This window comes from Psychrobacter aquaticus CMS 56 (assembly GCF_000471625.1).
In the GTDB taxonomy this organism is placed as follows: domain Bacteria; phylum Pseudomonadota; class Gammaproteobacteria; order Pseudomonadales; family Moraxellaceae; genus Psychrobacter; species Psychrobacter aquaticus.
This window is the reverse complement of the sequence record NZ_AUSW01000034.1, coordinates 346,955-370,686: the sequence shown is the minus strand read 5'-3', so window position 1 is coordinate 370,686 and position 23,732 is coordinate 346,955. Positions and strand designations below refer to the sequence as shown.

Here is a 23,732-nt window from a genome sequence, read left to right as displayed (position 1 = left end):
TCGAGCTTTTAGACCAACACGCCTTATTCTGACCATAAAAAAAGACCTTGATATCAAGGTCTTTTTATTCATCATTTATAACTATTTATTGCAGCTCAACGGTCGCGCCATTTTCGATATTGGCATAAACCTCTAGCACATCCCAGTTGGTCAAACGTACACAACCTGCTGATGCTTGGCGACTGATGCCTTCAGGCTTTGGTGAGCCATGTAGTCCATAAGAAGGTTTAGATAAGCCCATCCATACCACGCCGACAGGATTGTTTGGCCCTGGTGGTAGCATATGGATTTTTTTCTGGGCACCTTCACCGACTGTTGCTTTATACCAAGGCATTTTTACTTTATTAATAATTTTAAAAGTACCTTGTGGGGAAGGTGTGGCATCACTACCAATCGTGGTTGGATAAGTGGCAACCAATTTATTACCATTGTAGGCGTACAGTGTTTTTTCTGCTTTATTGGCAACGACGCGATTGATACGCTGATTAAGCGGGCCACGGGTATTAAGAACAGTGACGGTCTCGCCAGCTTTGTATGCTTTGTTTGTGTTTAGCTTGTCTAAATAGCGTACATCCATATGGAAACGTTCACCCAGCATTTCTTTGATATCTTGATAATACAGGCCTTTCATCTTTGACTTTGCTTCTGAGGTAGCAGGCGTGGTCGCAAAGTTGGTATTGATGTCATCTTCAGTGATCGTATAAGTGACCAATACTGGTTTATTAGCAGGGATATTTTTGATCAATGCATCCCATGTTTTTTGATCCATTTTGCCAGTCGCTGGCAAACCCTTCATGGTTTGGAAGTTGATAAGGGCTTTTTTGCTGTTCATACCCCAGCCACCATCGATAGGACCTGGAGAAGCATGATTCCAATCGAGCAATGCCTGCATTTTAATGGTCATCGCTGAATTGACTTTCATGTTAGGTGACCAAACCGCCTCATTGACTTGTTTGGCATAGTTTGACAGGTTTAGCGTGGTATATCTTTTGCCATCTTTGTCTTCAATATTTTTGATGGTAGGATCATCGCTGAAGTCTTGGCGTTTTTCACTGTCAGGCAATTCAAAGGCGAGTGGATCAGTTGAGTCAATAGATGAGACGTCGCTAGGCGCGGCCACGGCTTGACCTTCACTAATATCATCGGTGCTGTCAGACTGCTCATCTTTTAGCGTCAGTTCTGCTGCACTCATGTTGTCGGCAGCAGCAGCGTTCGGCGTAGCGTTTTGCTTTGAATCAATAAGTTGGTTCATGCGATCTACTGGCTTGGAGTTGTTCGCATTTGGTTTTACGGCAACAGCAGCAGCGCTATTAATTGAGCGACTACGATCTTCTTGTACGTCGAGGCTGACTTTCTTTGCGATACCAGGCATGGCGTCAGCTGTGCGTACTGGCAACGAGCGAGTATTGTCAGCGGGGGCGGCAAACGCGCTAACGCTAGCACTGACGACAGCGAGAGAGATAGCAGTAATAATAGGCTTTATTTTCATAATATTGAGTCACTTGTGGTTGCTACTAATGCGGCTATTATGCGCATAATTTGGTAGCTTCGCAAACTTTAGACACATCTTTTTTCATTTAAGGCTTGCTAAACGTCAACCGTTGACGTATTCACTACAATTGGGCAATAAGATAGCGAGGGTAGGTATTGAATTGTGCTTGTTTATTGCAAAGCATTCTCATTATTCGCGCTATTTTCATAAATACAAAATATCAGTATGAGTGCAAATATTGGCGCTACTTAGCGTTTGTGTCTATAATGTATGACCAAAATTTTATTTAGTAGATCAGCTTTTCTCAAAAAGCGATTTAACCCACTCGCATGTAGTCATTGACTATTTAGTCAGTGACACTGCAATCAGTAAGGTGCGATATGTCAGAAGACCAAACAATGAGCGCAGAAGAGTTTCAAAATCAATACTTCAATGAAGATGGCTCTCCGGCTCTCGAAGGCGATTTGGAGTACGATTTGGAGACTGGGCTTCTCGGTGAGGACGATCAATTTGCCAACTTGCATGCAGAGATGGAAGAAGCACGCGAGCAGCTGGTTAGTATTCGTGACTTCATTCGTTTTTCGGTCACGCAGTTGCGTAACTATGATGTGGTCGTTGCCCAAGGCACTACGGATGAGTTTGCTGAAGCAGCAGCGATTGTTTTGCACTCACTCTCTTTAGATTGGTCAGCGAATGAGCAGATTCTTGACTGCCGCTTGACCACCTCAGAGAAGCAGTTGGTGCTGAGCTTGTTAGAAGAGCGTATCGCTGAGCGTAAGCCGCTAAGCTACTTAATTAACTTGTCGTACTTCTGTGATTTGCCTTTTTATGTTGATGAGCGTGTTTTAATCCCGCGTTCACCTATCGCAGAGTTAATACGTCAGCAGTTCCATCCGTATTTTGAAGTCAGTGAGCTGGCCAAACCGCTTGGGGTAGGTGTCAATGAACAAACCGCGGCATTTTACGATCACGGTTTAGACGTTAAGCAATTGTCGCAGCCTGAACGCATTTTAGATTTATGTACTGGCTCAGGCTGTATTGCTATTGCCCTTGCGACGCGTTTCGTCGATGCACTGGTCGATGCAGCTGATATTGATAAAGGCGCGTTAGAGGTGGCAATGGTCAATGTCGATCACCACGACCTTGGTCATCAAGTGAATGTGATTGAGTCCGATCTATTTGCTAAAATTCCTGCTGAAAATCAGTATGAGCTTATCGTTACCAATCCGCCATATGTCGATGCGGCCATCATGGCAGAGCTGCCACCTGAGTTTTTATACGAGCCTGAACATGCACTAGCAGCGGGTCAAGATGGCTTGGATTTGGTTCATCGTATTTTGTTTGAAGCACCAGACTATTTGAGTCCAGAGGGATTGCTGGTCTGTGAAGTGGGCGATAGTGAATGGGCATTAAAACAAGCCTATCCTGAAATCCAGTTTGATTGGCTAAAATTTGCTCACGGCGGACATGGTGTTTTTGCGATTACCTATGATGAATTAATAGCTAGTCGTCAATTATTTGCTGCTTTTGTACAGCAGTTGGATGGTATTCAGTAGCCATATATACATAGTTATATGAGTTGGTAATGACCAGTAAAAATCACAGGCAGTTGGTCAAATAAGCAGCAGTCGCGTTTACTTGTTTAAGGATAGTTATGGCAGGCAATAGTATTGGACAGGTTTTTACGGTTACCACTTGCGGCGAGTCACACGGTGCAGGTTTGATGGCCATCGTTGATGGCGTGCCATCAGGATTAGCACTGTCTGAAGAGGATTTACAAGTAGATTTGGATCGCCGCAAACCGGGGACATCTAAGTATTCAACTCAGCGCCGTGAGTCTGATGAAGTTGAGATTATCTCTGGCGTGTTTGAAGGCAAAACGACAGGGACCTCTATTGGTTTGTTGATTCGTAATACCAATCAAAAATCCAAAGACTATAGCGAAATCAAAGACACGTTTCGTCCGGGTCATGCTGATTATACTTATAGTATGAAGTATGGTTTTCGCGACTATCGTGGTGGTGGTCGTTCATCAGCACGTGAGACAGCCATGCGGGTGGCGGCGGGTGCTATTGCTAAAAAGTATCTACAAGAGCGCTTGGGTGTACAAATTCGTGGTCATGTGACCCAAATTGGTAATGAATACAGTAACGTCCTAGAGCCAAGTCAAATTGATTGGGCATTTGTGAATAGCAATCCGTTTTTTTGTGCGGATAAAGAAGCCGTTGGTCGCTTCGAGACATTAATCGACAATCTTCGCCGCGAAGGTACGAGCTGCGGTGCTCGCCTTGAGATTATCGCCAGTGGTGTACCAGTCGGGCTTGGTGAGCCTGTTTTTGATCGTTTAGATGCCGATATTGCTCATGCCATGATGAGTATCAATGCAGTAAAAGGGGTTGAGATTGGCGACGGCATGGATGTCGCAGGACAGTTCGGGCACAGCTCTCGTGACGAGATGACCCCAGACGGCTTCACGGCCAATCACGCTGGTGGTATATTGGGCGGTATCTCGTCGGGTCAGGATATTCGTGTCAGTATTGCACTGAAGCCCACGTCTAGTATTACCACGGCTGGCAAAAGTATCAATACTCAGGGCGCGTCGGTCGATATGCTGACTAAAGGTCGCCACGACCCTTGTGTTGGTGTACGTGCCACGCCCATTGCTGAAGCCATGTTAGCGATCGTATTGCTCGATCATTATCTGCGCCATCGCGGCCAAAATGCTGATGTTCAGCCCCCAGTACAGGCTATTATGTAGCCAGCTCGTTTTAAACATATTAGCCCTTTTTCATTTCTAATGAATTATTATTAGAAATGAAAAAGGGCTTTTTTGTGGGGAGTTAAAAGCTAGTTGATAGCGTTTATGAAGTGCAATTGGTTTACTGATAAAAGTCTTAAGCCGCCAGCTGATACCTATCAATCGCCACGCATTGCTGATGTCGAAACACCAAGAGTAGCTGCTGGCTGGGAATAGCAAGCCAATGTCCAAAAGCAATACTATCAATCCCTGCACGCGATAAAGTCAGTAGGCAGTAATAACGATTATGACCTAAATAATTTTCTATGATTTGATTTTGCTGAGTAAGATTTTGCATTGCTTTGTCTACCTTTAATTTAGATTACGAAGATAAATAACGCTATCGTAAAATAAAGAGATAGAAAGTACGTGTAGCAATGATGGAAAATTAATGAATTGTCATTAAGAAGAAGTTTTTAAGAGATAATAAAAGGGTGTATTAAAACGGGATAAGATAGACCTTCTGCAAAGCCTTTACTTTTTAGCTAAAGGCAGAGTGATACTGACCATCACGCCAGAAAGCTGATGAATAGCGACACGATTATCATTATTTTCGATGACGTTATTAATAGCGACTTGACCACCATGATGTTCGATCACTTGCTTCACCAAGGTTAAGCCAAGGCCAGTACCTTTTTTGATGGTGCTGTGAGAAGCGTTCGGAGGGTTTGATTCAAAGCGTGGTACTGAGTTTTTATTGGATGCATCAGTTGTTGAGTAATTTGCTGAATGGCTTGTTAAATGATGAGTAGGCTGACTCTGATGCGATAAGCTAAAATAACGATCAAAGGCTTTATCAACCGCATAGTCAGGCAACAACTTGCCATCATTGAAGATATCGATGGTGACGGTTCGTGCGGTGCTGTGGAGGTAAATAACGACTGTATTTTCGGCAAAATAAATGGCGTTGTCTAGTACATTTTGCAGCACTTGCACCAACCAAAACTGGTCAGCAAAAACGCTGGTACTTGCCAAAATCTCTGGTGATAAAGGCGTGGTTTCAGTCAAGCATTTATCATCAATATATATTGTAATAGGCGGTAGATGCTGCTGTTGTAACTTAGCGGTATTGTCCTTTGTTAGACTGTGCAGTATTGGTAATAATGACGTCAATTGTCGATTAAGTTTAAAGGTTGGTTGCTCGATTTTGGCGAGCAATAGTAGACGGTCAATCAGCTGCTGCATTTTGATGCTTTGTTCGCCAATGGTTTGGATAAGCATCTGCCGATCATCTTTATCCAGCTCTTCATCCTCTAATAGCTCACTGCTGGCGCGAATCGCCGTGAGTGGGCTTTTAAGTTCATGAGTGAGGGTATGGACATAATCTGTGACATAGGCTCGATTTTCTAATTGGTGTTTCATAGATTCAATCGTATCAGTCAGGCTATTGAGTTCATGGCCTAAATAAAAATACGGTTTCTTCGTGTCTTCTGCCAGTGCGCTGGTATATTGGGTCACTAAGGTGATGCTTTGTTTGAGCCACCATGCTACCAATCCTGCTAAAATAAGCGCGGCGATACTGATGAGTAGAGCAGTAATAAACATGCGCTCGCGTGTTTTGTCCAAATATGGCAGCACACTAGCGACTGGCTTACCAACGCTGACGACACCTATCAGCTCGCCTGTTTCACTTTTTATGGGCTGTGCCACATACATTATCGTATTATCACGCTGACCATAATCTCGCGTTGTACTTCTTGCGCCGTACTGACCATTCAAGGTCAAATACACATCATTCCATCGACTATAATTTTGCCCTTCGTCATTATCAGGCGCGGGCAGTGAGTCGTAAATGACGACTCCTTTATCATCTGTCACATACACTCGAAAACTACTATGGCTTTTGTTTTTATATTTAGTTTTGATGGTTTTATGAGTCGCTGGCGCGCTGATAAAGGCAGTATCGAGCTTTGCTTGATAAGCATCATCGTATAGCTGCCCTGAGGACAATGGTAACTGCAAATTTGCCGCGAGAAATTTACTGGTATCCAGTAATGTATCTTCAATAACTTGCTGCGCGGTTGGCTTAACATAACCAAATAGTTGAGTAAACACGACCAAACCGCAAATGATCAAGACTAAAGCGACCGCCAACCAAATCCTAAAAAAAATACTCAGATTCAGCAATCGTTTGGGTTTAGTAGTTTGCTGCGCGGTGCCAATGGGATGCAGTTTTGCATACCAGTTGCTTTGATTGGTTTGAGCGTTATCACCCGCTTTATTATTCATATTTTAGAAGCGGTTTGAATTTATGATATAACCATATTAAGCTGGGCATAACGCATATCCTAGGCCACGATGTGTATGAATGACATCAATGCTAGCGTCGACCGTCGCCAACTGTTTACGAATTGACTTGATATGACTGTCTATCGTTCGCGCTAGGCGATGATCTGGATAGTCGCTCACCGCATGCAGGAGTTGTTCACGGCTAAAGACTTGATTGGGTGTTTGTAATAAGGTCAATAAAATCTTGCGCTCTGTATTACTAAGCTCAAGCTTTTGTCCTTGCCATATCAATGAATAGTTCAGTGGTTGGTAATGCCAAATGCCACATTGACAGTCAAACGTTAGAGCCTGACCGGACATGTTATTAGAAAACGTCTCATTAACGGTATTGTCAGTCGATGTGGTATGAATAACTGACGGGTGAGAAAGTAATTGCTCACGTCGCCAAATGGCTTTTAGACGAGCGACCAATTCTCGGGGACTAAAAGGCTTGGCACAATAATCATCACCGCCCATCTCTAAACCTAAAATACGATCAACTTCCTCACTGCGAGCTGTTAAAAATACGATAGGAATGTCTTTCAAAGCATCGATATCAGTGGTATGGCGTATTTGTTGGCACAAGCTCAAACCGTCACCGTCAGGCAACCCAACATCCAAAATGATGGCTGATAGATCGTGTGCTTCAGGACTATGTAGCATTGGTAGTACGCTGCTTGCATTATCCAGCCATGTGATATCCCAACCTTCACGCTTGCAAGTCACTTTAAGCGACATCGCGATAGCAGGATCGTCTTCTACTAATAAAATATGCGGGCAGGTACTCATAATAAACGCACTGTGACTAAAGTATGTGATCATCCTAGCATAGTTTATAATTCAACTGATAAATGGCGATTACCAATAAGATGAAAAATTGATGAAAAAAAACAGGGGGATGAAAATAGGTAAATTGTCTGAATATTCAACGTATAAGGTCGCTTAGCAGCACATTGTCTTGCTGTCCGTTGTCACTAACCAATAGAAGCTGGCTATAAAGTGATGGCTTGTCAAACGCAGCATTAAAAAAGACCGTCTTAGATGTGCTAAGACGGTCTTTTGGTTAAGGTAATACACTGTATTTTCGGTGGAGCATGTATCTTACGGGTATAATTGCTAGGCTAGGCTAGGTTAAGCCTTTGCAGTTGGCATAATAACTGACGGTTGCTGGCCAGTCTGAGAAGATGCCTTTGACACCAACATCTTGTGCCAGTACGTCGATAAAGGTCATCATATCGCCATCATTATTGATCGCATCATTCAGGCCGTTATAGTACCAGCCGCCGCCATTTGCTAGGGGGCCTGACCGCTCAAGCGACCATGTGAGGATCTCCAGTCCATTGGCTTTGGCTTGTATGGCAAATTCAGAAGGTGACAAATTGCCATTGCCATCGCTAGTGACCAGTAACCAAGAGGCTGGGGCAATGATATTGATGCCTCGTGCTTTAATATCGGCTAAAGAGTGCTTCCATGTGGTCGGGTCATTTTTATCAAAAGAGGCGCCCGCTGCCGTTTCATTACTATCATCAATTAAATAAACCGCATTGGCGCCAAAGCTTGGCTCGTTACGCAGCCAATAGTCGACATCTTCGATATTAAACGATTGTGGATATACATCGCTAGGGGCAACACCCGCTGCCTTATAGGTATCAATCAGCTGTTGACGATAATTGTCTAAGCTATAGCCATTAAAAGGCATGGATACAACAGGGGCTTTTAGCTCAGGGGTATGCTTCATACCCAAACTGCTGGCAAGTGCAATGTGTTCTTTTAATGTCAATAGTTTTCCATTTTGCGAATACAAGTCTGTTCGCCACGGTGCGGTGGCATTCATATAGTCGCTAATGGTTGTAGCCTGAGTGTTGGCGGCATCCATTTTTCCCTTTAGGCTCTGAAAATCATTTAAACTGATGTCTGAGGTTCGACATTCAATGTTTGATGCATTGGTAAGACCACCATTGGTGTCTATCATAGGTGGTACCGTACACTGACTGGCAAGCGGGGTTGCTACAATATTAGTCGTGGTATGCAAATCATTCTGTGCGTGACGGCAAACCAGTTCACCATCTTTGGTAAATGCTACATCACATTCTAATATGCCTGCTCCCATCTGAGCTGAAGCAACATAGCCATCATAGGTATGTTCAGGGAACTGCAAGGGCGCACCGCGATGCGCAATAGAAAAGTCTGTTTTGCTGGGCTGCTGAGTACCGCAAGCTAAAAGCTCGTCTTTGAGCGCGCCCTCATCCATGTCATTGACCAAATAGAATGGACGAAGCCCATAAGTATAAACCATAGACTGAACCGGTTCAGTGATTGGCGGCGTGACAGGTGGTACGGTGGTTACGATGTCGTTATCTTCTTCACACGCTATTAACAGAACACTACTGGCAAGCATGAGCGGTAAAAGAAGTTTTTTTGTCGGGCGGCTTTTACAAGCGCCTTGATGACGCGTCACCACTGAATTATGTAATATTGTCATGTAAACTGTCCTCAAGCAAAGGGCAAAATAAGAAGTAGGGTCTGACCATCCGTAGTACAGCACTTAAAGTATCAAAGGATGTTTAAGAAATGATGACAACTCAAGAGACGTTGCATTTTTGACTTTATTTACTTTTAAAATATTAATAACCATTAAGGATAAAATATGAGTGACTATTTAGACTGCGTTATTACCGAACACAATCCTGCACAAAAAAATATTGATCGTGCTGTGATTTGGCTTCATGGCTTGGGTGCGAGCGGTCATGATTTTGAGCCAGTGGTGCCGCAGCTAGGCTTGGCCGATGACATGGCCGTACGTTTTGTCTTCCCGCATGCCCCTAAGCGTGCAGTAACCGTGAATGGTGGCATGCTGATGCCTGCATGGTACGATATCTTTGAGATGAGCCTCGAGCGTAAAATCGATACCGCTCAGATCGAGGAGTCTTCTCAGCAAATACATGCTTTGATTCGTCGTGAAATGGAACGCGGCGTCGCTCCTGAGCATATTGTGATTGCAGGATTCTCACAGGGCGGGGCAGTGGCATACCATGTCGCATTGGGCTACCCAGAGCGTTTGGCGGGTTTAATGACACTCTCTACGTATTTGGCGACCAATGACACTATCGACTATAACGCTGCCAATAAAGACATGCCGATTCTGATTGAGCATGGGTCTCATGACCCAATGGTTCCTATAATTTTAGGAGAGCAAGCCCAGCAATTGTTGTCCGCTAAAGGCTATAATGTGGTTTATCATACGTACCCGATGGCACATCAGGTTTGCATGCCGCAGATTCAAAATATTGGTAAATGGCTAAATACTGTCTTGGCTTAAAAGATTGACCTGTAACGTAATGTAATACTGTTGTCATACAGGTTGAAAACTGCTCTATATATACTATATAATAATCGACCTTATTGGGGATGTTCTGGCTTCGACGCTGGTGATGAAACTCAATGATGCATGTCGAGAGTGTATGTCCTCTCGTTAATCAAACATATATTGTTATAGTCGCAAACGACGAAACTTACGCTCTAGCAGCTTAAACCCTGTTTACTTGGTTGCTGATCACCTACAGTTGGTCAACTAAGTTGAAGCGTCCGCATGTAGGCTCGCCACAAGGGATTGTCTCAATCGCTTGGGTTCAAAAGTAGAGAATCGGCTAATCCATCCTGACTGTCGGATCGGTGCAGACTAAAATCAAAGACAGAAACTAAACATGTAGATTCATGAGCGTAATGCTGGCGGACGCGGGTTCAACTCCCGCCATCTCCACCAAATATATTAAATAAAGTCAGTCACTTAGGTGGCTGGCTTTTTTTATGACATGATTTTGACATGATTGGCTGGCAAGAACATGTCAGTCAGTTGTCAGCTTGGATATCTCAAGCTTGTTCTGATCACCATGCAGCCAACGACCATATCGCTTAATGAGCATTTGTAAGCTATGGCCCAGTTGGTTGGCTACAAACACTGGGTTTACGTCTGACATGAGCAGCATTGTGGCATAGGTGTGTCTGGCATTATATGCTGGGCGATGTCTTACCCGCGTAGACTTCATTGCTTCAATCAATCTCATGCGGGCAGGTTTTTCATTGTAGAAAGGCTCATTCGTTTCTGGACATATCATTACATAGTCATCACTGAGCTTCATAGCGTCCAGTGCTTCAAGCGCTCGCTTCGACCGGTCATTCAAATAGACTTCACGCGCTGTATGAGTTTTAGTGACTTGTTTCTCAACGCCGCGCACACGGCTTTTATTAATAATCACTGAGCCATTAAACCAGTCAATATCTTTCCATCTTAGAGCGTTCAGCTCACTAGGACGGCATCCCGTCCAAAAAGCCACTTCAAAATACCAATAATAAAAATGGTCTTTATCGGTCAAATTTTTATCCAACCAGTTTAATAGTGCGTTCATTTCATCGCGGGTGAATGGGTCCGGCAGGCCTGATTGTACTTTTTTATTCTTAATCATCGCCATTGGGTTTTCTGCTGGCGTGATAAGGCGCAGTTCAATTGCTTTTTCAAATACGCCGCGCAGTGGTACCAGACAGTTATTAAACGTCTTATCTGATTTGAAATCTATGTCAGAGATGATGTCACGTATCAAATCAGACGTTATCTGATGAATAGGTATCAACGCCAAGTCTGGCATCCAATGCTTATTCAATGCACTCACATAGTCTTTTTTAGAGTCTGTATTGGCTTCGCAGTGCTTCAGATACTTTTGTGCTATTTCTTGAAATAATGCGCCATCACCAACGATAACGCTATCATCATTAACTATTTCGCCTTTAGCGCTGGCGAGGTCTGCTTCTGTGAGCACACCCCATTCGGCTTTGGTGATTAGGTCACGTCTAATTTTAGCAGCTGCCTTGATGCCCTCCGCAGTGATGGGGTGTGGGAGCGTGACGTGATAGGACTTACCGTCTCGTCTAAAGTAGATCTGGATACGCCCCGATCTAAGCCGCACGCCTTGCGGTAACGTATGTCTGCTTGCTGCGTCATCCACTTGTTATATCCTCTTATTGAGTAATACAGATTACCAGCTTCTTTCATCCAAACAACGTTTTCTGGCCATGCTTGCTTACGGTGAGTGAGTTTTTTCTCATCGATACCTGTCAGGGCTGCGAACTGCTTGGCATCCATCCAATCAAGCGGCGTTAATCCTGATTGGTGGAGTAGGTCGATAATGGCTTGAGATTCATTTTGCATTTTCAATCACCTCAATTAATGATAGTTCAAGCTTATAAATCTTATACTTATGATCAGATAACAACTTTCGGCTTTCCATCAATGCCTTGTATTTCTCAGACACGCTCTGGTTGAGCCATTTAATTGCAAGCTTGGCGTTATTTATTTCGTAATCTAATAACTCTTTTTCGCTTTCAAAGTGAGTGTTCGAGTAAATTAAGATGCCATCATCAGTTACGTTTGGAAAGTCTAGGCTGTCCGTGATAGCAGTTTTTATGTCACCTTGATCATCCGCATAATAAAGAGTGATAGGCTTGCTGATTTCATCAGAGCCATTCCAGAAGTAATTACGCTGTTCTTTGGTTAGAGACTCAAGGCCTTTACATATTTTTTCTAATTCTGTGTCTTTTGGTCTACCACCTAACGCATAAGATAAATGACCAGTATCAACGTTCAGGGATACTAGATTGTTGATATATGCAGAGGCTATACAGATGAAGCCTTCCTTTGCGTGTACAGCCCTAGGCGTACCTAGATATTTTTGCAACTCTCTAGCTTTCACAATCACTCTCCTTATCCAATCGCATGCCCATCACAACAAAAGACCTTTCACCGTCATTGGCATACATAAAGTTTTCACCATCGTCTTTAGTATGGACATGCAATATAGTTTCACCCTTGGTGGACATACCAAACAGTGCTTCTAGTACATATATGCGCTGAAATCTACTGCTACCGTCTTTCGGCATCAATTGGCCGTAGAAGCCATTTTGTACATATAAATCTGATGCAGTTACTTCACTGGCTGGATTAAACGCTTTACGCGCTTGTTTGATCATAAGTACTTGCGGCTTAAATCCGTCGGGTATCGCAACGTCAGTTTCAACTGGGGGTATATTATTAATATCTAAACTTCTGGCAATCTCGTAACGACAATAAACCCCGTCATCTAGCTTGCAGGGTGCTGCGTGCATACGGTGTCCATCTGTTGCGTAAGCATTACCATTTGCAACATGAATGTACTCTAGGTAAGGTCGCTCGGTGCCTTTACAATCATCATTTGTAGCCAAGCATAGCCAATTAAAATCATTTTCTTTGATAAACTTATCCATGACTATCTCCGTCCTTCAAATTTAAAAATATTTACGCTTATTTATGACCGTGGTTCCAAACTCTTACTGAGCTTTCATGATGTATCTGACAATCAACACAGCGCTTCACATTGCCCATTGCTTGGCGTATAGCCGGTATATCCTCACCGCATGATATGCACTCAGGGAATGATGGGATGTCGAATACCGGCAATACCCTAAGACGCGCTGTCATCTCAGCATCTATGCGCTCACCAGCGCGATCTATATCATCAGCCATTAGCCATCTACCTTTTTAAATTAAATTACCGATAAGAGTATTGTTGATTGCCAACATCAATCGCGATGCTGGCAGGTCTTAACTATAGACAATAAAGATTATTTACGGCGCAAACGTCCCAGCATAAACAGGTAGATCATCAGGTACGGCCGTCTTAATCATTTCAACAAATTGCTTGGCCTGTTCGTTTAAGAGTTTGTGCTCGCCCACGATACGAACACCAAATCGGACGTTTTCGTCATCTGTGAGCACAGATAAACGGGCAGTTATGTCTATTGCTGGCAAGTCGTCATATGCTGGTGTATGCATGACAATGAAGCCGGGTAACTTAACCGCTGAGTCTGCTTCGATATGTTCCAGGGCAGACTTGGTTGAGCTCATATCACGTACATCACTAGTCATTTCACGTGCTGTCTTGATAGTCACGCTACGGAAAGCGTTGATAGCGGCTGCCATACTCATAGCGTCACCAACTTCACCATCGACTGACTCATGAAAAGATAAGCAGTAAGCATAATCTTGCACAAACTCGATAAGACCTTTTTGATTGAGTCTCTGACTACTCCGCAACGAAGCAAACTCATGTGTTATGTTCAAAACTAGGTTAGCAGTGTCATCTGCATGACCAGCTACCGCTTCATTGCCTAGATTGAATATGGCCTGACATGCCATTTGATTGATATGGTTATTGTCCACGAAGCATTTATCAGCACTGCCACGCTCAATCACATAATCAGAAAACGCTTGCAATGATTTTGTTTTGAACGTGCCACGGAAACGATCACGATGCTCTTGACTGGCTTCGGTATTTTTTAAGACATAACTTTCAGGTATGGTTATTAACGAAGGTGCTTTAGGGTTTTTGAGGTTCATATTGATACTTTGCACGAGTCTAGCGACGGTTTGCGCGTTATTAACATCTGACATTTTGAAATCCTTAATAATAGGCTTGGTTGGGTTGACTGCTACCGTTATTCGGCAGCAGTGTGGTTGGCGAACAGGTCATGCTGATTCTCAGGGTATGAGCTCAGACGACCACCTTTGTTGACATACATGAGCGTATCGCTTGGCGTTAGCTCTGCACGATGACCGCGGCTTGCTTTTGGTGCTTTATAAGACAGATCACATTCCATCTCTACTTGGTTGTCAGCCTTCGATGGCGCAAACCGTAGCTTGATGGTTACCTCGCCTTTTTTACCGTGAGTAGCGACACTTTCAGCGACATCTGATAGCACGTGTCCAAGTTGCTTGGCGAATACACCGGCGTTAAGTTCGCCTACGAAGTTTTCTGCATTGGTTGAGATAGTCATAAGACTTTCCTTTTTTTAGGTTAGGTTGTTTGGACTGGCTCACCTGCTGGCAAGACAGGGTTGGAGTTAATTGTCAGCGTAAGCATTAGATATAAAGAGGTTGGCATGTCTTGCTGTTTCTGCCTGCCGAGATGCTTCATATACTTCTTCGTCAAAGCCATTCATTGGATCAGTGACGTAGTAGTCTTCGTCATCGCTGGCTAGATATGCCTTATGTTCAGCAATCATCGCGTCATGAGCTGATTCCTGACGATCAAAAGCCTTATTGATTTGTTGCACGCCAGCCGTTGCTGCGTTGATGTTAATGATCAATAGCGCGACAACTGCTGCGTTGATGCCAATGATCAATAGCGCGACAACGCCGATGCTGGCTAGAAAATCTTTGATTGAGTTCATAACAGTTACTCTGTGTCGATGTGATGATTAATTATGAACCATAGGTTCTTAAGTGTCAATCAAAATATGAACCATCAATACATTTTATGTGAACTAATAGGAACTAATGACACAAAAAAACCGCCCAAATGGACGGTTTTATTTATTTATCTGCTATTAATCCCAGTCTAATGCCTCACGATACACGCACCAACCTAATGGCAAAGTATCGACTGGCTTGGCGTGCTTTAAAAAATGGCATATCCATACGTATGCCCAATCATTAGTATTCGACATATTTACCCACCACTTTACCCACTAGATTGCATTCACCCATCGGCATCATTCTTTGTTCAGGCCAGTTTGGGTTAAGAGGTCTTAGATACATATCATCCGATGTCTCACCTAGTACCAACTGCTTGAACGTCGCTTCTTTATCATCATTGCACTGCACGATAACAAGATCGCTATCTTTGAGCGCAAGGAAGCCTGTCTGTGGCTCCACGTAGATAATCTCACTAGGTTTGAATTCAGGTAGCATACTTTGACCTTGTACACGCAATGCGAAGCCAAACTTGGAGAGATTAGCTGGTCTCGGCGCTTGACCTATAGCATCTTCAAATGTCACAGCCTCTACGTTAGACCAACTTCCTGCTGCAACCCAACTCAATATAGGAACCATAGAAGACTGGCTAGTCATCCTTACAGCTGTAGTGCCTTCTGGTGTTGGGTAGTCGGTACCTTTATCTTGATTTTCTATATCTCTTATCTTTTGCATCAAGTCGTCACGGCTTGGCTTAAATGTCTTTTCACCCTGTCCAGCAGCCAACCAGTTAAAGTTAACACCTAAAAATTTGGCTAGCAACTCTATGTTGTGATGATCAGGAAGTGTTTCGGCTTTCAGCCATTTGTTAATAGCTCTATCAGAGATATCGAATCCCGCTTCTCTTTTTAATCGCTGAGCACTGCCGCGCTGTGGATAACCTTTCTCAGTCAGAGCATCGTTCAGTCTTTTTGCAAATGCAGTTTTTGCGTCATCTGAACTATTCATCTCTTATTCCTTATGAACCGTTTGTTCAATTGTATTTCCTATTGAATGAAAAGTCAGTACCTGTTAATATGAACCAATTGTTCTTAAAATAGGAATTCAGCCATGCTCGAACAGTCTCTAAAAGATTTCATAAACAAAGAATGCGGTGGTATTCCTGCGGTCGCTAAAAAGGTAAAGCTAAGCGAGAGAGCTATTTATAAGTGGGCATCAAACGGCTCTTTACCTCGCACTGAGTATTCTGATGAAACCAAATACTCTAAAGCGCTTTCTGATATTTCAGGTGTTCCAGTAGATCAGATTAAAGAGTCTTTTAAACCTCGTTCTTGTTAGTTAGATAGTACAACCAACCATTCATCAACAACACGTTTTTAAATATAGGTAGGACACGATGGACGTAATAGACGCAGCCCACAAGACAGTACATAACCCTAAGCATGGTGGTTCAACAGCCATTGCCGCACGCATGGGTATGTCGAGCACCGTATTAAACAACAAGGTCAATCCAGCGACCAACACACACCATCTACGTTTAGATGAAGCGCTGACCATTATGGAATATACCAATGACACGAGCATCATCCAAGCGATGGCCCAGCGTCTTGGTGGTGTGTTTTGTAAAGTTGATGGTGAGGCGACGCAGGCAAGCATACTCATGACTGCATTATCTACGTCAGCATGCCAGGGCGACATCATGAGTGGAATGCAAAAAGCATTAGAAGACGGTTGTATCGATTATAAAGAGCATGACGCTCTACAAACGACAATACAGAACGCCATCGTCGCGCTTCGCACATTGAGCGTTCAAATCACAAAACATTGTGAGGGGAATTGATCATGCCAGCAAAAAATTGCAACAACTGCTCTTATTGCAAAAGCATCGCTGCCGTAGAAGTCACTGGTGATGAGCTTGCTATTAAGCGCGAGTTCGAGCGCATCGAGCGCAATCAGAAGATAAGTGATTTGGGTGACATGCTAGAAGCGATTGATTACCTGAAGGACAAACAAGCAAAAAGCCCATCAACGGACATTGATGGGCTTTAGGTATTTCTGCAAAACAAACATTTAGAAAAGGATTATGACATGCAATTACTAACTATTCAAGAACATAAAGATTTGAAGCAGGCTGTATCAGCACGTGAGCTTTATGATTTTTTACAACCAACTGAGCGTTTTGCTAGCTGGTTTGATCGTCAGTTGCAATATGGATTTGTTGAAACCCAAGATTATTTAGGGTGTGAAGTATTTAACGCCCTAGCAAGACAAACGCTTTCGGACTTCTATGTCTCTACTGACATGGCTAAAGAAATATCAATGATTCAGCGTTCAGACAAAGGCCGCCAAGCGCGTCAGTATTTTATTGAGTGCGAGCGCAAGGTTAAATCAGCCGTACCGTCTGCACCAGTAATACCACAAAATTTTGCTGATGCCTTACAACTAGCAGCAAACCAAGCACGCCAGCTTGAACTCGCTAAGCCAAAAGTACTTCATTATGACAACGTCGTTGAGCGTGCTGGCTTGTTGAATGCCACGCAAGTCGCTCAAAAGATTCGTTTGTCAGCTGTTGCCATGAATAAGGTACTTGAAGAGCTTGGCGTCTATAACAAGGCTGTGAAGCGTTCGCGTGTATTCCAGCAATGGTTTATCGATAAAGGGTTAGGTGCAGTCAAACAGACTGAACAAGGCCATTCACAAGCTCTATTCACCAAGCGCGGCGAAGCATGGATCATCGAGCGCTTAATCAGTGAAGGAGTGGCGTAATGCATTTTTATATGTTCAATCCTGCTGACTTCAATAACTCAGCACGTCACTTATCATTGCCTGAGCGCGCTATTTATCGTGACTTGATAGATATGTACTACAACACAGAGCAGGCTATTGATACCTCAGATATGGACAGCTTAGCCCGTCGTCTACTGTGCACCAATACAGAGTATCGCGCTTCTTTAGAATATGTGCTTGATGAGTTCTTTATCAAACGTGGTAAGCGTCATCACCATCATCGTATCGATAGAGAGATTAAAAACTACAAATTCAAAAACAGTAACGCAAGTGGTAACGCTGTAACGTTTGATGTAACGCAAGGTGTAACGCTCGGTAACGCAACACGTAACGTTACGTGTAACGATGATGAAATACCAATGACTAATGCAGAGCGTACACGCAAGTCTCGTCAAGACAAACGCAATATGATTAACGCCCTTACTAGTATAGGTGTTTCGGTTGATAAGGATATTAAGGCTGCCGACCTAAGAGATCTATATGCAACTCACGCCGACAGTATTACAAGTAACGTTACAACCGATGTAACGACAACTGTAACGAATGACGATGATGCGTGTAACGGTGGTAACGCAAAAAATGCTGCTATAACTACAAACCATGAACCAGTAACCAATAACCATAAACCAGTTAGTGAGAGTGACGCACACACAAACGCTGGCGAGGGAATTGTGGATAAATCTAATCATGGTTCTGTGGATAACTCTACTGATGATAATCAACCATCAGACAGCCAACCAGCACCAGTTGAATTATCACAGCCAACTCAATCATCAGCCAACCAGCCAGCAACCAAAGCTGACTTGATACGTGACCAACGTGCTGACGATATCGAAAACTGGGAAGCACCAACCATTGATGAAATGCGCGGTGAGTTATTTAGAGCTGGCAAGATGATGCAACTTACCGATGACCAGTATTCGCTGCACGTAGAAGACTTCAAGGCTCATTACGCTGAGCAGGCATTACTTGGTAGAGCACTAGCAACTGAATCAAATCGCAAGGCTAAGCTTCGCAAATGGCTGATGAGTGAAGTTGACAAGCAAGCAGCAAACCAAGCCCGTCAGGAAAAAGCTAAGGGCCGTTTCTCTACAGATAACGAAGAATGGGGCACTACTGCAAACAAAGGCAGTTCAAATTTTGATAGTGACTTACCACCTGTATTTCACCCTAGCCATGCCAAACCAACCATCCAAGCCAAACGTGATCCAAGCGTGTCGGTCGTGGTGAATGGGTTGTGGAAAGAGCCGTTGCCAAACATGAGCGTACAAGAAACGTATGAATACATCGCTAAAAAGCAAATGCCTGGTGAGATGCAAGACGAAGCTTACGACAGATTATTAAACCAAATGAAGGAGGCGGTATGAGTATCAAGACCATTACAGGCGCTATCACAGAAAACAGAGCCAACGGCAAAGTAGTACGCACAGCTGAGCATATCAGTAGCACCAAAGTCGCAGTCACTTATACCGATGGCAGCAAAGTCGATATGACAGCCGATGTATTCAAGACGATGCATAAGGTTGTTGAGAGATGAATACCGATAGCAGACCATTGGCGCAAAGAACATTCGAGTCAAGACACTCAGCACCACGTCATATCGCCAATTTAAGCCCTAACCGTGTAAGTGCAGCAGACATAGCGGACTTAACAAACACGCACATTAGAACGGCACAGAAGATGCTTAAAGATTTGACAGAATGGGGTTATTTAATTGCAGACAAACGAATTGGCGGCTGCAATCCAATCGGCTATAAGTTAAATGAAGAAAAACGTGGGGGCTTAGAGATATGATATTGATTGGTATTGATACAGGCGTTAAGACAGGTATAGCTGTGTCAATAGAGGGTATTTTGCATCGCGTAGAGTGTATGACAATTACTAAGGCAATGCAGCTAATTATTGATAATTACCCAGCATCGAATACTAAGATTTATATCGAAGATGCAAGGCTATGGATAGGCTTTAGTGGTAAGAACAAGCAAACGGAATCTAGGCGCCAAGGCGCTGGTAGTGTTAAGCGCGATGCCAAGATATGGCAAGACTGGTGCAAAGAGAATGGCTATCAAGCGGTATTTATCAAACCAATGGGTAAGGGACTTAAGAAAACAGCGGAAGAATTTAAAAGAATAACCAAGTGGGCTGGTCGAACTAATGGACACGCTAGGGATGCTGGATTAATTGTATTTAGGTTATGAAGCCATTTTAAAAAAGTACATGCCACGCTTAATGTTATTTTCTATGCCGTACTTCATTGTTGCGAGGGATATGCCAGCAAATTTAGCGGCATCGGTCATGCTGGCGTGTACTTCAACAATGGTACCGCCCACATTAACCCTATAAACAGTTTTGCCTGCATAGTTATTCTTTTTCTTGCTATTGGATATTTTATGCCTTGAGTTTTTGTCGTATACCTTGCCAAAGATAGAGCTGGAGTGTTTTTTGATAACCCTTTCAATAGTAGTTATATGTACGCCGTATGAACTTGCAATATCTGAAACTGATAAGTTTTTTCTTAATTCTAGTATTTCATTGAGGTTTTCTGGCGTTATTTTGGAGTTTCCATTGCCAAACCCAGAGTTTCTTAGCCTATTGCGCTCTACAACTTCGGGGCTATGCTTAATCCCTAGGGTATTACCAGCATTCTTACTAATGTTATAAGCGGGTTTTAGTGTATCTAAATAGAATTGCTCGCAGGGCAGTAAGTTATCTTGTGATGTGATTTCGATAATTCTGTATGAAAAATTTTCTGATCCGTGTTTATTAAAAGATCTTTGGAGAAACAAACTATGGTGAGATCCTTTTTTAAGGTCATTGAAGTGCCGCTTAATCCTGCTTTTTATATTAATAGAGGAACCTATGTATATTTTGTTATTCAACATGTTTCTTATTTCATATATTCCGGAATTCATTAGGCATCCTCACATAACAACCAATTGCTAGGTATTTATTTTAACACGGTCTGGTTAGTAGTTATTAAAGGAGGCTTATGAAAAACTATCAAGTGATATGTGGCAACTGTTATCAAGTTATAAAATTTGTAATCAGTGATTTAGAGCTTAGACCACGCCCTGCTAGCAGTGATTACCCTAATGGTTTTTTAATGATCAGGTGCTCAGATTGCGATTACCTTAACCCACCATCGGGCATGCTGGATTATGAATTAATACAAACAGAATGGGCGGATTATGCCACCAACTCAGATTAAAGGAGCAGATGATTATGGACTGGAAATATTGGCCAGAATGCTGGCATGCACTAATGGCGATGATTTATAACGTGGTATTAGTATTGGCTGTATCATGGGTTGTGCTATCTCTATATAAGCTATCAGGCTCATTGTTAGTATTACTTGGGTTCTTGGCGTTGTTAATGGTTGCAAGAGTTGGTTTTAAACGTGATTGATATTGAGGGGATGGCGATGTGTGGTATTGATAATAAGACTGGTTGGGTTGATAAAGAAGGTGGAGCGATTAAGGTACTGCATATTGATGCTGATAAAGGAGAGGTTAGGTTTAAATGGCCTAATAATGAAAGCCGTAAAAAAGAAAGAGTTGTGTCTATTGAGAAGTTCCTCAGTTACGCTGTGCCAGTCGACCAAGCTCAAGCAGCGGTAGATGAAACTGTGGTTAAAAAGGAGTCGCCATCACACGTTTGGATTGATGAATTGCCTAACAACTTTGGTCAATCACCAAACCTGCAGCTATCAAACCAAGGCTGGCTTGAGCAAGGCATGCACGCTAAGACTGTGAAGTTTAATATTGGTGCTGGCGGTCTACCTCCTGAAGTAAACTGGGAAGACCATTGTGCCGCCATTGCTCTGATTGAAGACAAGCCAGCCAAGTCGCTGGCAAGTATATTGCTGTGGGGTAGTGATGCCAACTGGGATTGGTCACGGCACTTTGATGAGGTGGTAATATATCTAGCAGCTAAGATGGTCGAGCGCTGTAAGAAGGATGGTCGTTCAGAACCGCAGGCATGTACTCACAGCCTGTCTGAGCTGGCACGGCTGATGGCACGCATGGTATTACATTTTGAATTGTATGAGCTGTGGGATATATATACAGTGAAAGGTCGGTTGCAGTTCTGCGGTATTGAGGTTAATGCTAGTACATATACAAATGTATGGCTGACTTACCAAAGACAGATGACACACGATCTATTCGATATGATTGGGCGGATTGATTACTCTATTGGTAATTATCGCGCCCAGCTTAATAAGGTGGATGATAACGCTTGACCCATGCTGCCCGAATGGGGTAGTATTTGTCATACTGGCTTCAGTTGTAAGTAGAGCCAAAGAAATAAAAGACGATAGGTTTAATAGCCGGTCGTCTTTTTTTATGCCTGATTGATTTAGCCACAGTCAGCACATGCCATAGAGATACCCGCTAGCAGGTGGCACTGCAAACCAAATCGAAGTCTTCACTGACTGATGCACGTTGCATGTGGCGTGTAGTCATCATGATGTGTTGGCGCCTTCTTGCAATGTTCCTTACCCACGTTAGAAATAGCGTGGGCTTTTTTATGTCCCGAATTTAGTAGGTATTATTATGAGAGAGATTAAAGGTCACATCATTAACCCAACTAATGACGCATTATCATTGGTAGCGATGGATGAAAAAGGGCAGGGCAACGCCAATCATCATTATCAAGTAACGCATGACAATAGCACGCTAGTTGATGTTCGTTTTCAAAACGGTCCTATTAACGAGCATGGTGTGAATGGCTTAACAAATGAAGTGTTGCTTGAGATTGTTGCGGATCGATTGCGCGGTTTTCAAGATGGTGAATATCGTTGCAAAGAAAATGCCTGCGCGTTGACTCATATTGAAGAAGCGCAGCACTGGTTGCAACAACGAACTATTGAGCGTATGCGTCGTGGTGTAGAAGGCACACATAAAAAGTAGCTATTACTTAATACGTGATAATACCTAATCTATTTACCCACGTTAGAAATAGCGTGGGCTTTTTTATGTCTAACGTTTGGTCATGGAGTTGCTGTCATGTTGTACGAATACTCAGGCAAAGAGCTCTATGACAGCTACGACAATGCTGAGACTCCTACACTCAAGGCGCATCAACGCAAGCTGTTGCAAGACCGTGCTGACCGCGGCAACACAGAAGCTAAGCAGCTCATTAAGTTTATCGAAGCCAAGGATGATAAGTAATGCCGTCCACACCTTGCCGTCAATACCGATGCCCAAACCTAACCACTCGTAAAGACAAAGGATACTGTGATGAGCATGCAGACCAACGCAGCAACTGGACCAAGCGACCAGACCGCAAAGGTAGTACCACAGCACGCGGTTACGGACACGCTTGGCGTAGGCTTCGCGAAGAAGTACTACGCCGTGATGGCTATCTATGCGTATCTTGTAGCAAGTCAGTCAGATACGTGCCAGCAACCGACGTCGACCACATAATTAACAAGGCAAATGGCGGTACCGACGAGCTTAAAAACCTCCAATCGCTCTGTAAAAAATGCCATCGAACCAAAACGGCCAATGAATAAAGGGGGAGGGTACATCAATCCTTCAGCCAGAAGCCCCTAATGACCGCCCCCTAAAGTACATTTTTACGAGCGTTGAATTAAAAGTTTGCCCTATTGACGGACTAAGGATTTTTTGATATGGGAGGAATCGCATCGGTACCAGGTCGCGGCCGCAAGGCTGATCCTAGAAAATCGAAAAATAAAAATATCAACGTTCCAACATTTAGCGAAGTGGTCGACATTGAGCCGCCCGAATATATGAGCGATTTAGAATTTGCACCAATGATCTGGCGCTCGATAGTTCCAGAGTTGCTTGAGAATGAGTTGCTAAGAATTACTGACATGCATAACGTCGAAGTTTTTTGTATGGCTTATGACACTTACCGTAAAAGCCAGATGGAGCTTGCAAAAGAAGGTGTTACGGTTCTTGGCGCATCAGGTAGTCCAATTAAAAATCCAGCATTAACCGCACTCAATGAGGCAGCAAGACAGATGGCAACTTTTGGCAGCTTACTAGGATTAGATCCTTCATCTCGTCAAAGACTGACTGGCGCTGGCGATAAAAACCAAACCAATCCATTTGCTGGTGTGCTGAATATGTGACTGCTCAAGC

The 23,732-nt window shown here is 43.3% G+C and carries 33 protein-coding genes and 1 other RNA gene; 19 read left to right on the top strand and 15 right to left on the bottom strand.

Translation table 11 applies throughout. The features are described from left to right. Positions 1-85 precede the first annotated feature (85 nt). Positions 86-1,492, bottom strand: coding sequence for a L,D-transpeptidase family protein (locus M917_RS11190; RefSeq protein WP_040642640.1), 1,407 nt, complete (start codon positions 1,490-1,492; stop codon positions 86-88). Between the two features lie 380 nt (positions 1,493-1,872). Between M917_RS11190 and prmB the strand changes: the two genes are divergently transcribed. Both prmB and aroC read left to right on the top strand, forming a co-directional pair. Then, complete coding sequence (gene prmB, locus M917_RS11185; protein WP_021814961.1) at positions 1,873-3,048, top strand: 50S ribosomal protein L3 N(5)-glutamine methyltransferase; 1,176 nt, start codon at positions 1,873-1,875, stop codon at positions 3,046-3,048. 98 nt (positions 3,049-3,146) lie between these two features. Then, on the top strand, positions 3,147-4,250 hold the full coding sequence (aroC, locus tag M917_RS11180; protein WP_021814960.1) for a chorismate synthase: 1,104 nt from the start codon (positions 3,147-3,149) through the stop codon (positions 4,248-4,250). Positions 4,251-4,386: 136 nt separating this feature from the next. Here the strand turns inward: aroC and M917_RS11175 are convergent, their stop codons facing one another. The 4 genes from M917_RS11175 to M917_RS11160 all read right to left on the bottom strand — a co-directional run bounded on the left by M917_RS11175 (position 4,387) and on the right by M917_RS11160 (position 9,039). Next, a complete protein-coding gene (locus M917_RS11175; RefSeq protein WP_021814959.1) occupies positions 4,387-4,587 on the bottom strand; it encodes a hypothetical protein in 201 nt (66 codons plus the stop codon). A gap of 176 nt (positions 4,588-4,763) precedes the next feature. Further along, positions 4,764-6,518 carry a two-component system sensor histidine kinase CreC gene (creC, locus tag M917_RS11170; protein ID WP_021814958.1) on the bottom strand — a complete coding sequence of 585 codons (1,755 nt, stop codon included), beginning with the start codon at positions 6,516-6,518 and terminating at the stop codon, positions 4,764-4,766. 36 nt (positions 6,519-6,554) lie between these two features. Further along, positions 6,555-7,346 carry a response regulator gene (locus M917_RS11165; RefSeq protein ID WP_021814957.1) on the bottom strand — a complete coding sequence of 264 codons (792 nt, stop codon included), beginning with the start codon at positions 7,344-7,346 and terminating at the stop codon, positions 6,555-6,557. A gap of 337 nt (positions 7,347-7,683) precedes the next feature. Further along, a complete protein-coding gene (locus M917_RS11160) occupies positions 7,684-9,039 on the bottom strand; it encodes a glycerophosphodiester phosphodiesterase family protein (protein WP_021814956.1) in 1,356 nt (451 codons plus the stop codon). A 165-nt stretch (positions 9,040-9,204) separates the two neighbouring features. On the opposite strand from M917_RS11160, the gene M917_RS11155 reads away from it, so the two are divergent. Together M917_RS11155 and ssrA are read left to right on the top strand one after the other, a co-directional pair. Next, positions 9,205-9,876 (top strand): alpha/beta hydrolase, encoded by a 672-nt coding sequence (locus M917_RS11155; protein ID WP_021814955.1) that lies wholly within the window; start codon positions 9,205-9,207, stop codon positions 9,874-9,876. Positions 9,877-9,961: 85 nt separating this feature from the next. Beyond that, positions 9,962-10,320, top strand: a transfer-messenger RNA (tmRNA) gene (ssrA, locus tag M917_RS14055). Positions 10,321-10,402: 82 nt separating this feature from the next. On the opposite strand, the gene M917_RS11150 is transcribed toward ssrA, so the two are convergent. The 9 genes from M917_RS11150 to M917_RS11115 all read right to left on the bottom strand — a co-directional run bounded on the left by M917_RS11150 (position 10,403) and on the right by M917_RS11115 (position 15,846). Continuing rightward, a complete protein-coding gene (locus tag M917_RS11150) occupies positions 10,403-11,497 on the bottom strand; it encodes a tyrosine-type recombinase/integrase (protein WP_227500835.1) in 1,095 nt (364 codons plus the stop codon). Continuing rightward, positions 11,392-11,760, bottom strand: a complete 369-nt coding sequence (locus M917_RS14460; protein ID WP_021814953.1) for a hypothetical protein — start codon at positions 11,758-11,760, stop codon at positions 11,392-11,394. Before M917_RS14460 ends, M917_RS11150 begins: the two co-directional genes overlap by 106 nt. Beyond that, positions 11,750-12,301 (bottom strand): hypothetical protein, encoded by a 552-nt coding sequence (locus M917_RS11145; protein WP_021814952.1) that lies wholly within the window; start codon positions 12,299-12,301, stop codon positions 11,750-11,752. The genes M917_RS14460 and M917_RS11145 overlap by 11 nt, the downstream gene beginning before the upstream one ends. Continuing rightward, positions 12,291-12,851 (bottom strand): hypothetical protein, encoded by a 561-nt coding sequence (locus M917_RS11140; protein WP_021814951.1) that lies wholly within the window; start codon positions 12,849-12,851, stop codon positions 12,291-12,293. Before M917_RS11140 ends, M917_RS11145 begins: the two co-directional genes overlap by 11 nt. A gap of 37 nt (positions 12,852-12,888) precedes the next feature. Then, positions 12,889-13,110 carry a TraR/DksA C4-type zinc finger protein gene (locus M917_RS11135; protein ID WP_051354272.1) on the bottom strand — a complete coding sequence of 74 codons (222 nt, stop codon included), beginning with the start codon at positions 13,108-13,110 and terminating at the stop codon, positions 12,889-12,891. Positions 13,111-13,212: 102 nt separating this feature from the next. Further along, positions 13,213-14,037 (bottom strand): DUF2303 family protein, encoded by an 825-nt coding sequence (locus tag M917_RS11130; protein WP_021814950.1) that lies wholly within the window; start codon positions 14,035-14,037, stop codon positions 13,213-13,215. A 44-nt stretch (positions 14,038-14,081) separates the two neighbouring features. After that, on the bottom strand, positions 14,082-14,420 hold the full coding sequence (locus M917_RS11125; protein WP_021814949.1) for a hypothetical protein: 339 nt from the start codon (positions 14,418-14,420) through the stop codon (positions 14,082-14,084). A gap of 66 nt (positions 14,421-14,486) precedes the next feature. Beyond that, positions 14,487-14,816 (bottom strand): hypothetical protein, encoded by a 330-nt coding sequence (locus M917_RS11120; protein WP_021814948.1) that lies wholly within the window; start codon positions 14,814-14,816, stop codon positions 14,487-14,489. A gap of 262 nt (positions 14,817-15,078) precedes the next feature. Then, complete coding sequence (locus M917_RS11115) at positions 15,079-15,846, bottom strand: LexA family protein (protein WP_021814946.1); 768 nt, start codon at positions 15,844-15,846, stop codon at positions 15,079-15,081. 102 nt (positions 15,847-15,948) lie between these two features. Here M917_RS11115 and M917_RS11110 point away from each other — a divergent pair, with 102 nt between their 5' ends. Genes M917_RS11110 through M917_RS11075 form a run of 8 tightly spaced genes read left to right on the top strand, consistent with a single transcriptional unit; the run spans position 15,949 to position 19,823 of the window. After that, positions 15,949-16,176 (top strand): hypothetical protein, encoded by a 228-nt coding sequence (locus M917_RS11110; protein ID WP_021814945.1) that lies wholly within the window; start codon positions 15,949-15,951, stop codon positions 16,174-16,176. Positions 16,177-16,234: 58 nt separating this feature from the next. After that, complete coding sequence (locus M917_RS13775; protein WP_021814944.1) at positions 16,235-16,678, top strand: phage regulatory CII family protein; 444 nt, start codon at positions 16,235-16,237, stop codon at positions 16,676-16,678. A gap of 2 nt (positions 16,679-16,680) precedes the next feature. Then, positions 16,681-16,887, top strand: coding sequence for a hypothetical protein (locus M917_RS11100; protein WP_021814943.1), 207 nt, complete (start codon positions 16,681-16,683; stop codon positions 16,885-16,887). 39 nt (positions 16,888-16,926) lie between these two features. Continuing rightward, positions 16,927-17,604 carry an antA/AntB antirepressor family protein gene (locus tag M917_RS13770; RefSeq protein WP_021814942.1) on the top strand — a complete coding sequence of 226 codons (678 nt, stop codon included), beginning with the start codon at positions 16,927-16,929 and terminating at the stop codon, positions 17,602-17,604. Then, positions 17,604-18,992, top strand: a complete 1,389-nt coding sequence (locus tag M917_RS13765) for a YdaU family protein (protein ID WP_021814941.1) — start codon at positions 17,604-17,606, stop codon at positions 18,990-18,992. The genes M917_RS13770 and M917_RS13765 overlap by 1 nt, the downstream gene beginning before the upstream one ends. After that, positions 18,989-19,162: a hypothetical protein gene (locus M917_RS14235; RefSeq protein WP_021814940.1), complete on the top strand. Its 174-nt coding sequence runs from the start codon at positions 18,989-18,991 to the stop codon at positions 19,160-19,162. The genes M917_RS13765 and M917_RS14235 overlap by 4 nt, the downstream gene beginning before the upstream one ends. Beyond that, positions 19,159-19,419, top strand: a complete 261-nt coding sequence (locus tag M917_RS11080) for a helix-turn-helix domain-containing protein (protein WP_021814939.1) — start codon at positions 19,159-19,161, stop codon at positions 19,417-19,419. Before M917_RS14235 ends, M917_RS11080 begins: the two co-directional genes overlap by 4 nt. Next, the gene (locus M917_RS11075) at positions 19,416-19,823 is read left to right on the top strand and encodes a hypothetical protein (RefSeq protein ID WP_021814938.1); all 408 of its coding nucleotides are present in this window, start codon (positions 19,416-19,418) and stop codon (positions 19,821-19,823) included. Before M917_RS11080 ends, M917_RS11075 begins: the two co-directional genes overlap by 4 nt. On the opposite strand, the gene M917_RS13760 is transcribed toward M917_RS11075, so the two are convergent. Continuing rightward, a complete protein-coding gene (locus M917_RS13760; RefSeq protein ID WP_021814937.1) occupies positions 19,818-20,537 on the bottom strand; it encodes a GIY-YIG nuclease family protein in 720 nt (239 codons plus the stop codon). The two genes, M917_RS11075 and M917_RS13760, sit on opposite strands and share 6 nt — an antisense overlap. A 77-nt stretch (positions 20,538-20,614) precedes the next feature. Between M917_RS13760 and M917_RS11065 the strand changes: the two genes are divergently transcribed. The 7 genes from M917_RS11065 to M917_RS11040 all read left to right on the top strand — a co-directional run bounded on the left by M917_RS11065 (position 20,615) and on the right by M917_RS11040 (position 23,722). Next, positions 20,615-20,833, top strand: coding sequence for a hypothetical protein (locus M917_RS11065; protein ID WP_021814936.1), 219 nt, complete (start codon positions 20,615-20,617; stop codon positions 20,831-20,833). A 14-nt stretch (positions 20,834-20,847) separates the two neighbouring features. Next, complete coding sequence (locus tag M917_RS11060; RefSeq protein WP_021814935.1) at positions 20,848-21,030, top strand: hypothetical protein; 183 nt, start codon at positions 20,848-20,850, stop codon at positions 21,028-21,030. After that, positions 21,023-21,865, top strand: a complete 843-nt coding sequence (locus tag M917_RS11055; RefSeq protein ID WP_152513978.1) for a hypothetical protein — start codon at positions 21,023-21,025, stop codon at positions 21,863-21,865. The genes M917_RS11060 and M917_RS11055 overlap by 8 nt, the downstream gene beginning before the upstream one ends. 313 nt (positions 21,866-22,178) lie before the next feature. Further along, complete coding sequence (locus tag M917_RS11050; protein WP_021814933.1) at positions 22,179-22,535, top strand: hypothetical protein; 357 nt, start codon at positions 22,179-22,181, stop codon at positions 22,533-22,535. 96 nt (positions 22,536-22,631) lie between these two features. Further along, a complete protein-coding gene (locus tag M917_RS14230) occupies positions 22,632-22,796 on the top strand; it encodes a hypothetical protein (protein ID WP_021814932.1) in 165 nt (54 codons plus the stop codon). Then, positions 22,796-23,140: an HNH endonuclease gene (locus M917_RS14050; RefSeq protein ID WP_040642633.1), complete on the top strand. Its 345-nt coding sequence runs from the start codon at positions 22,796-22,798 to the stop codon at positions 23,138-23,140. Before M917_RS14230 ends, M917_RS14050 begins: the two co-directional genes overlap by 1 nt. 117 nt (positions 23,141-23,257) lie before the next feature. After that, positions 23,258-23,722 (top strand): phage terminase small subunit P27 family, encoded by a 465-nt coding sequence (locus M917_RS11040; protein WP_021814931.1) that lies wholly within the window; start codon positions 23,258-23,260, stop codon positions 23,720-23,722. Positions 23,723-23,732: the final 10 nt, after the last annotated feature.

Excerpts from the sequence above, each read along its gene's own strand:
- M917_RS11165 (WP_021814957.1), bottom strand. The coding sequence starts at position 7,346 with ATGAGTACCTGCCCGCATATTTTATTAGTAGAAGACGATCCTGCTATC.
- M917_RS11065 (WP_021814936.1), top strand. The coding sequence starts at position 20,615 with ATGAAAAACTATCAAGTGATATGTGGCAACTGTTATCAAGTTATAAAA.
- M917_RS11160 (WP_021814956.1), bottom strand. The coding sequence starts at position 9,039 with ATGACAATATTACATAATTCAGTGGTGACGCGTCATCAAGGCGCTTGT.
- creC (WP_021814958.1), bottom strand. The coding sequence starts at position 6,518 with ATGAATAATAAAGCGGGTGATAACGCTCAAACCAATCAAAGCAACTGG.
- prmB (WP_021814961.1), top strand. The coding sequence starts at position 1,873 with ATGTCAGAAGACCAAACAATGAGCGCAGAAGAGTTTCAAAATCAATAC.
- M917_RS11135 (WP_051354272.1), bottom strand. The coding sequence starts at position 13,110 with ATGGCTGATGATATAGATCGCGCTGGTGAGCGCATAGATGCTGAGATG.
- M917_RS11175 (WP_021814959.1), bottom strand. The coding sequence starts at position 4,587 with ATGCAAAATCTTACTCAGCAAAATCAAATCATAGAAAATTATTTAGGT.
- aroC (WP_021814960.1), top strand. The coding sequence starts at position 3,147 with ATGGCAGGCAATAGTATTGGACAGGTTTTTACGGTTACCACTTGCGGC.
- M917_RS11120 (WP_021814948.1), bottom strand. The coding sequence starts at position 14,816 with ATGAACTCAATCAAAGATTTTCTAGCCAGCATCGGCGTTGTCGCGCTA.
- M917_RS14050 (WP_040642633.1), top strand. The coding sequence starts at position 22,796 with ATGCCGTCCACACCTTGCCGTCAATACCGATGCCCAAACCTAACCACT.
- M917_RS13760 (WP_021814937.1), bottom strand. The coding sequence starts at position 20,537 with ATGAATTCCGGAATATATGAAATAAGAAACATGTTGAATAACAAAATA.
- M917_RS11115 (WP_021814946.1), bottom strand. The coding sequence starts at position 15,846 with ATGAATAGTTCAGATGACGCAAAAACTGCATTTGCAAAAAGACTGAAC.
- M917_RS11075 (WP_021814938.1), top strand. The coding sequence starts at position 19,416 with ATGATATTGATTGGTATTGATACAGGCGTTAAGACAGGTATAGCTGTG.
- M917_RS13770 (WP_021814942.1), top strand. The coding sequence starts at position 16,927 with ATGCAATTACTAACTATTCAAGAACATAAAGATTTGAAGCAGGCTGTA.
- M917_RS11140 (WP_021814951.1), bottom strand. The coding sequence starts at position 12,851 with ATGGATAAGTTTATCAAAGAAAATGATTTTAATTGGCTATGCTTGGCT.
- M917_RS11110 (WP_021814945.1), top strand. The coding sequence starts at position 15,949 with ATGCTCGAACAGTCTCTAAAAGATTTCATAAACAAAGAATGCGGTGGT.
- M917_RS11130 (WP_021814950.1), bottom strand. The coding sequence starts at position 14,037 with ATGTCAGATGTTAATAACGCGCAAACCGTCGCTAGACTCGTGCAAAGT.
- M917_RS14460 (WP_021814953.1), bottom strand. The coding sequence starts at position 11,760 with ATGCAAAATGAATCTCAAGCCATTATCGACCTACTCCACCAATCAGGA.
- M917_RS11050 (WP_021814933.1), top strand. The coding sequence starts at position 22,179 with ATGAGAGAGATTAAAGGTCACATCATTAACCCAACTAATGACGCATTA.
- M917_RS11100 (WP_021814943.1), top strand. The coding sequence starts at position 16,681 with ATGCCAGCAAAAAATTGCAACAACTGCTCTTATTGCAAAAGCATCGCT.
- M917_RS13775 (WP_021814944.1), top strand. The coding sequence starts at position 16,235 with ATGGACGTAATAGACGCAGCCCACAAGACAGTACATAACCCTAAGCAT.
- M917_RS13765 (WP_021814941.1), top strand. The coding sequence starts at position 17,604 with ATGCATTTTTATATGTTCAATCCTGCTGACTTCAATAACTCAGCACGT.
- M917_RS11125 (WP_021814949.1), bottom strand. The coding sequence starts at position 14,420 with ATGACTATCTCAACCAATGCAGAAAACTTCGTAGGCGAACTTAACGCC.
- M917_RS11080 (WP_021814939.1), top strand. The coding sequence starts at position 19,159 with ATGAATACCGATAGCAGACCATTGGCGCAAAGAACATTCGAGTCAAGA.
- M917_RS14230 (WP_021814932.1), top strand. The coding sequence starts at position 22,632 with ATGTTGTACGAATACTCAGGCAAAGAGCTCTATGACAGCTACGACAAT.
- M917_RS11155 (WP_021814955.1), top strand. The coding sequence starts at position 9,205 with ATGAGTGACTATTTAGACTGCGTTATTACCGAACACAATCCTGCACAA.
- M917_RS11060 (WP_021814935.1), top strand. The coding sequence starts at position 20,848 with ATGGACTGGAAATATTGGCCAGAATGCTGGCATGCACTAATGGCGATG.
- M917_RS11040 (WP_021814931.1), top strand. The coding sequence starts at position 23,258 with ATGGGAGGAATCGCATCGGTACCAGGTCGCGGCCGCAAGGCTGATCCT.
- M917_RS14235 (WP_021814940.1), top strand. The coding sequence starts at position 18,989 with ATGAGTATCAAGACCATTACAGGCGCTATCACAGAAAACAGAGCCAAC.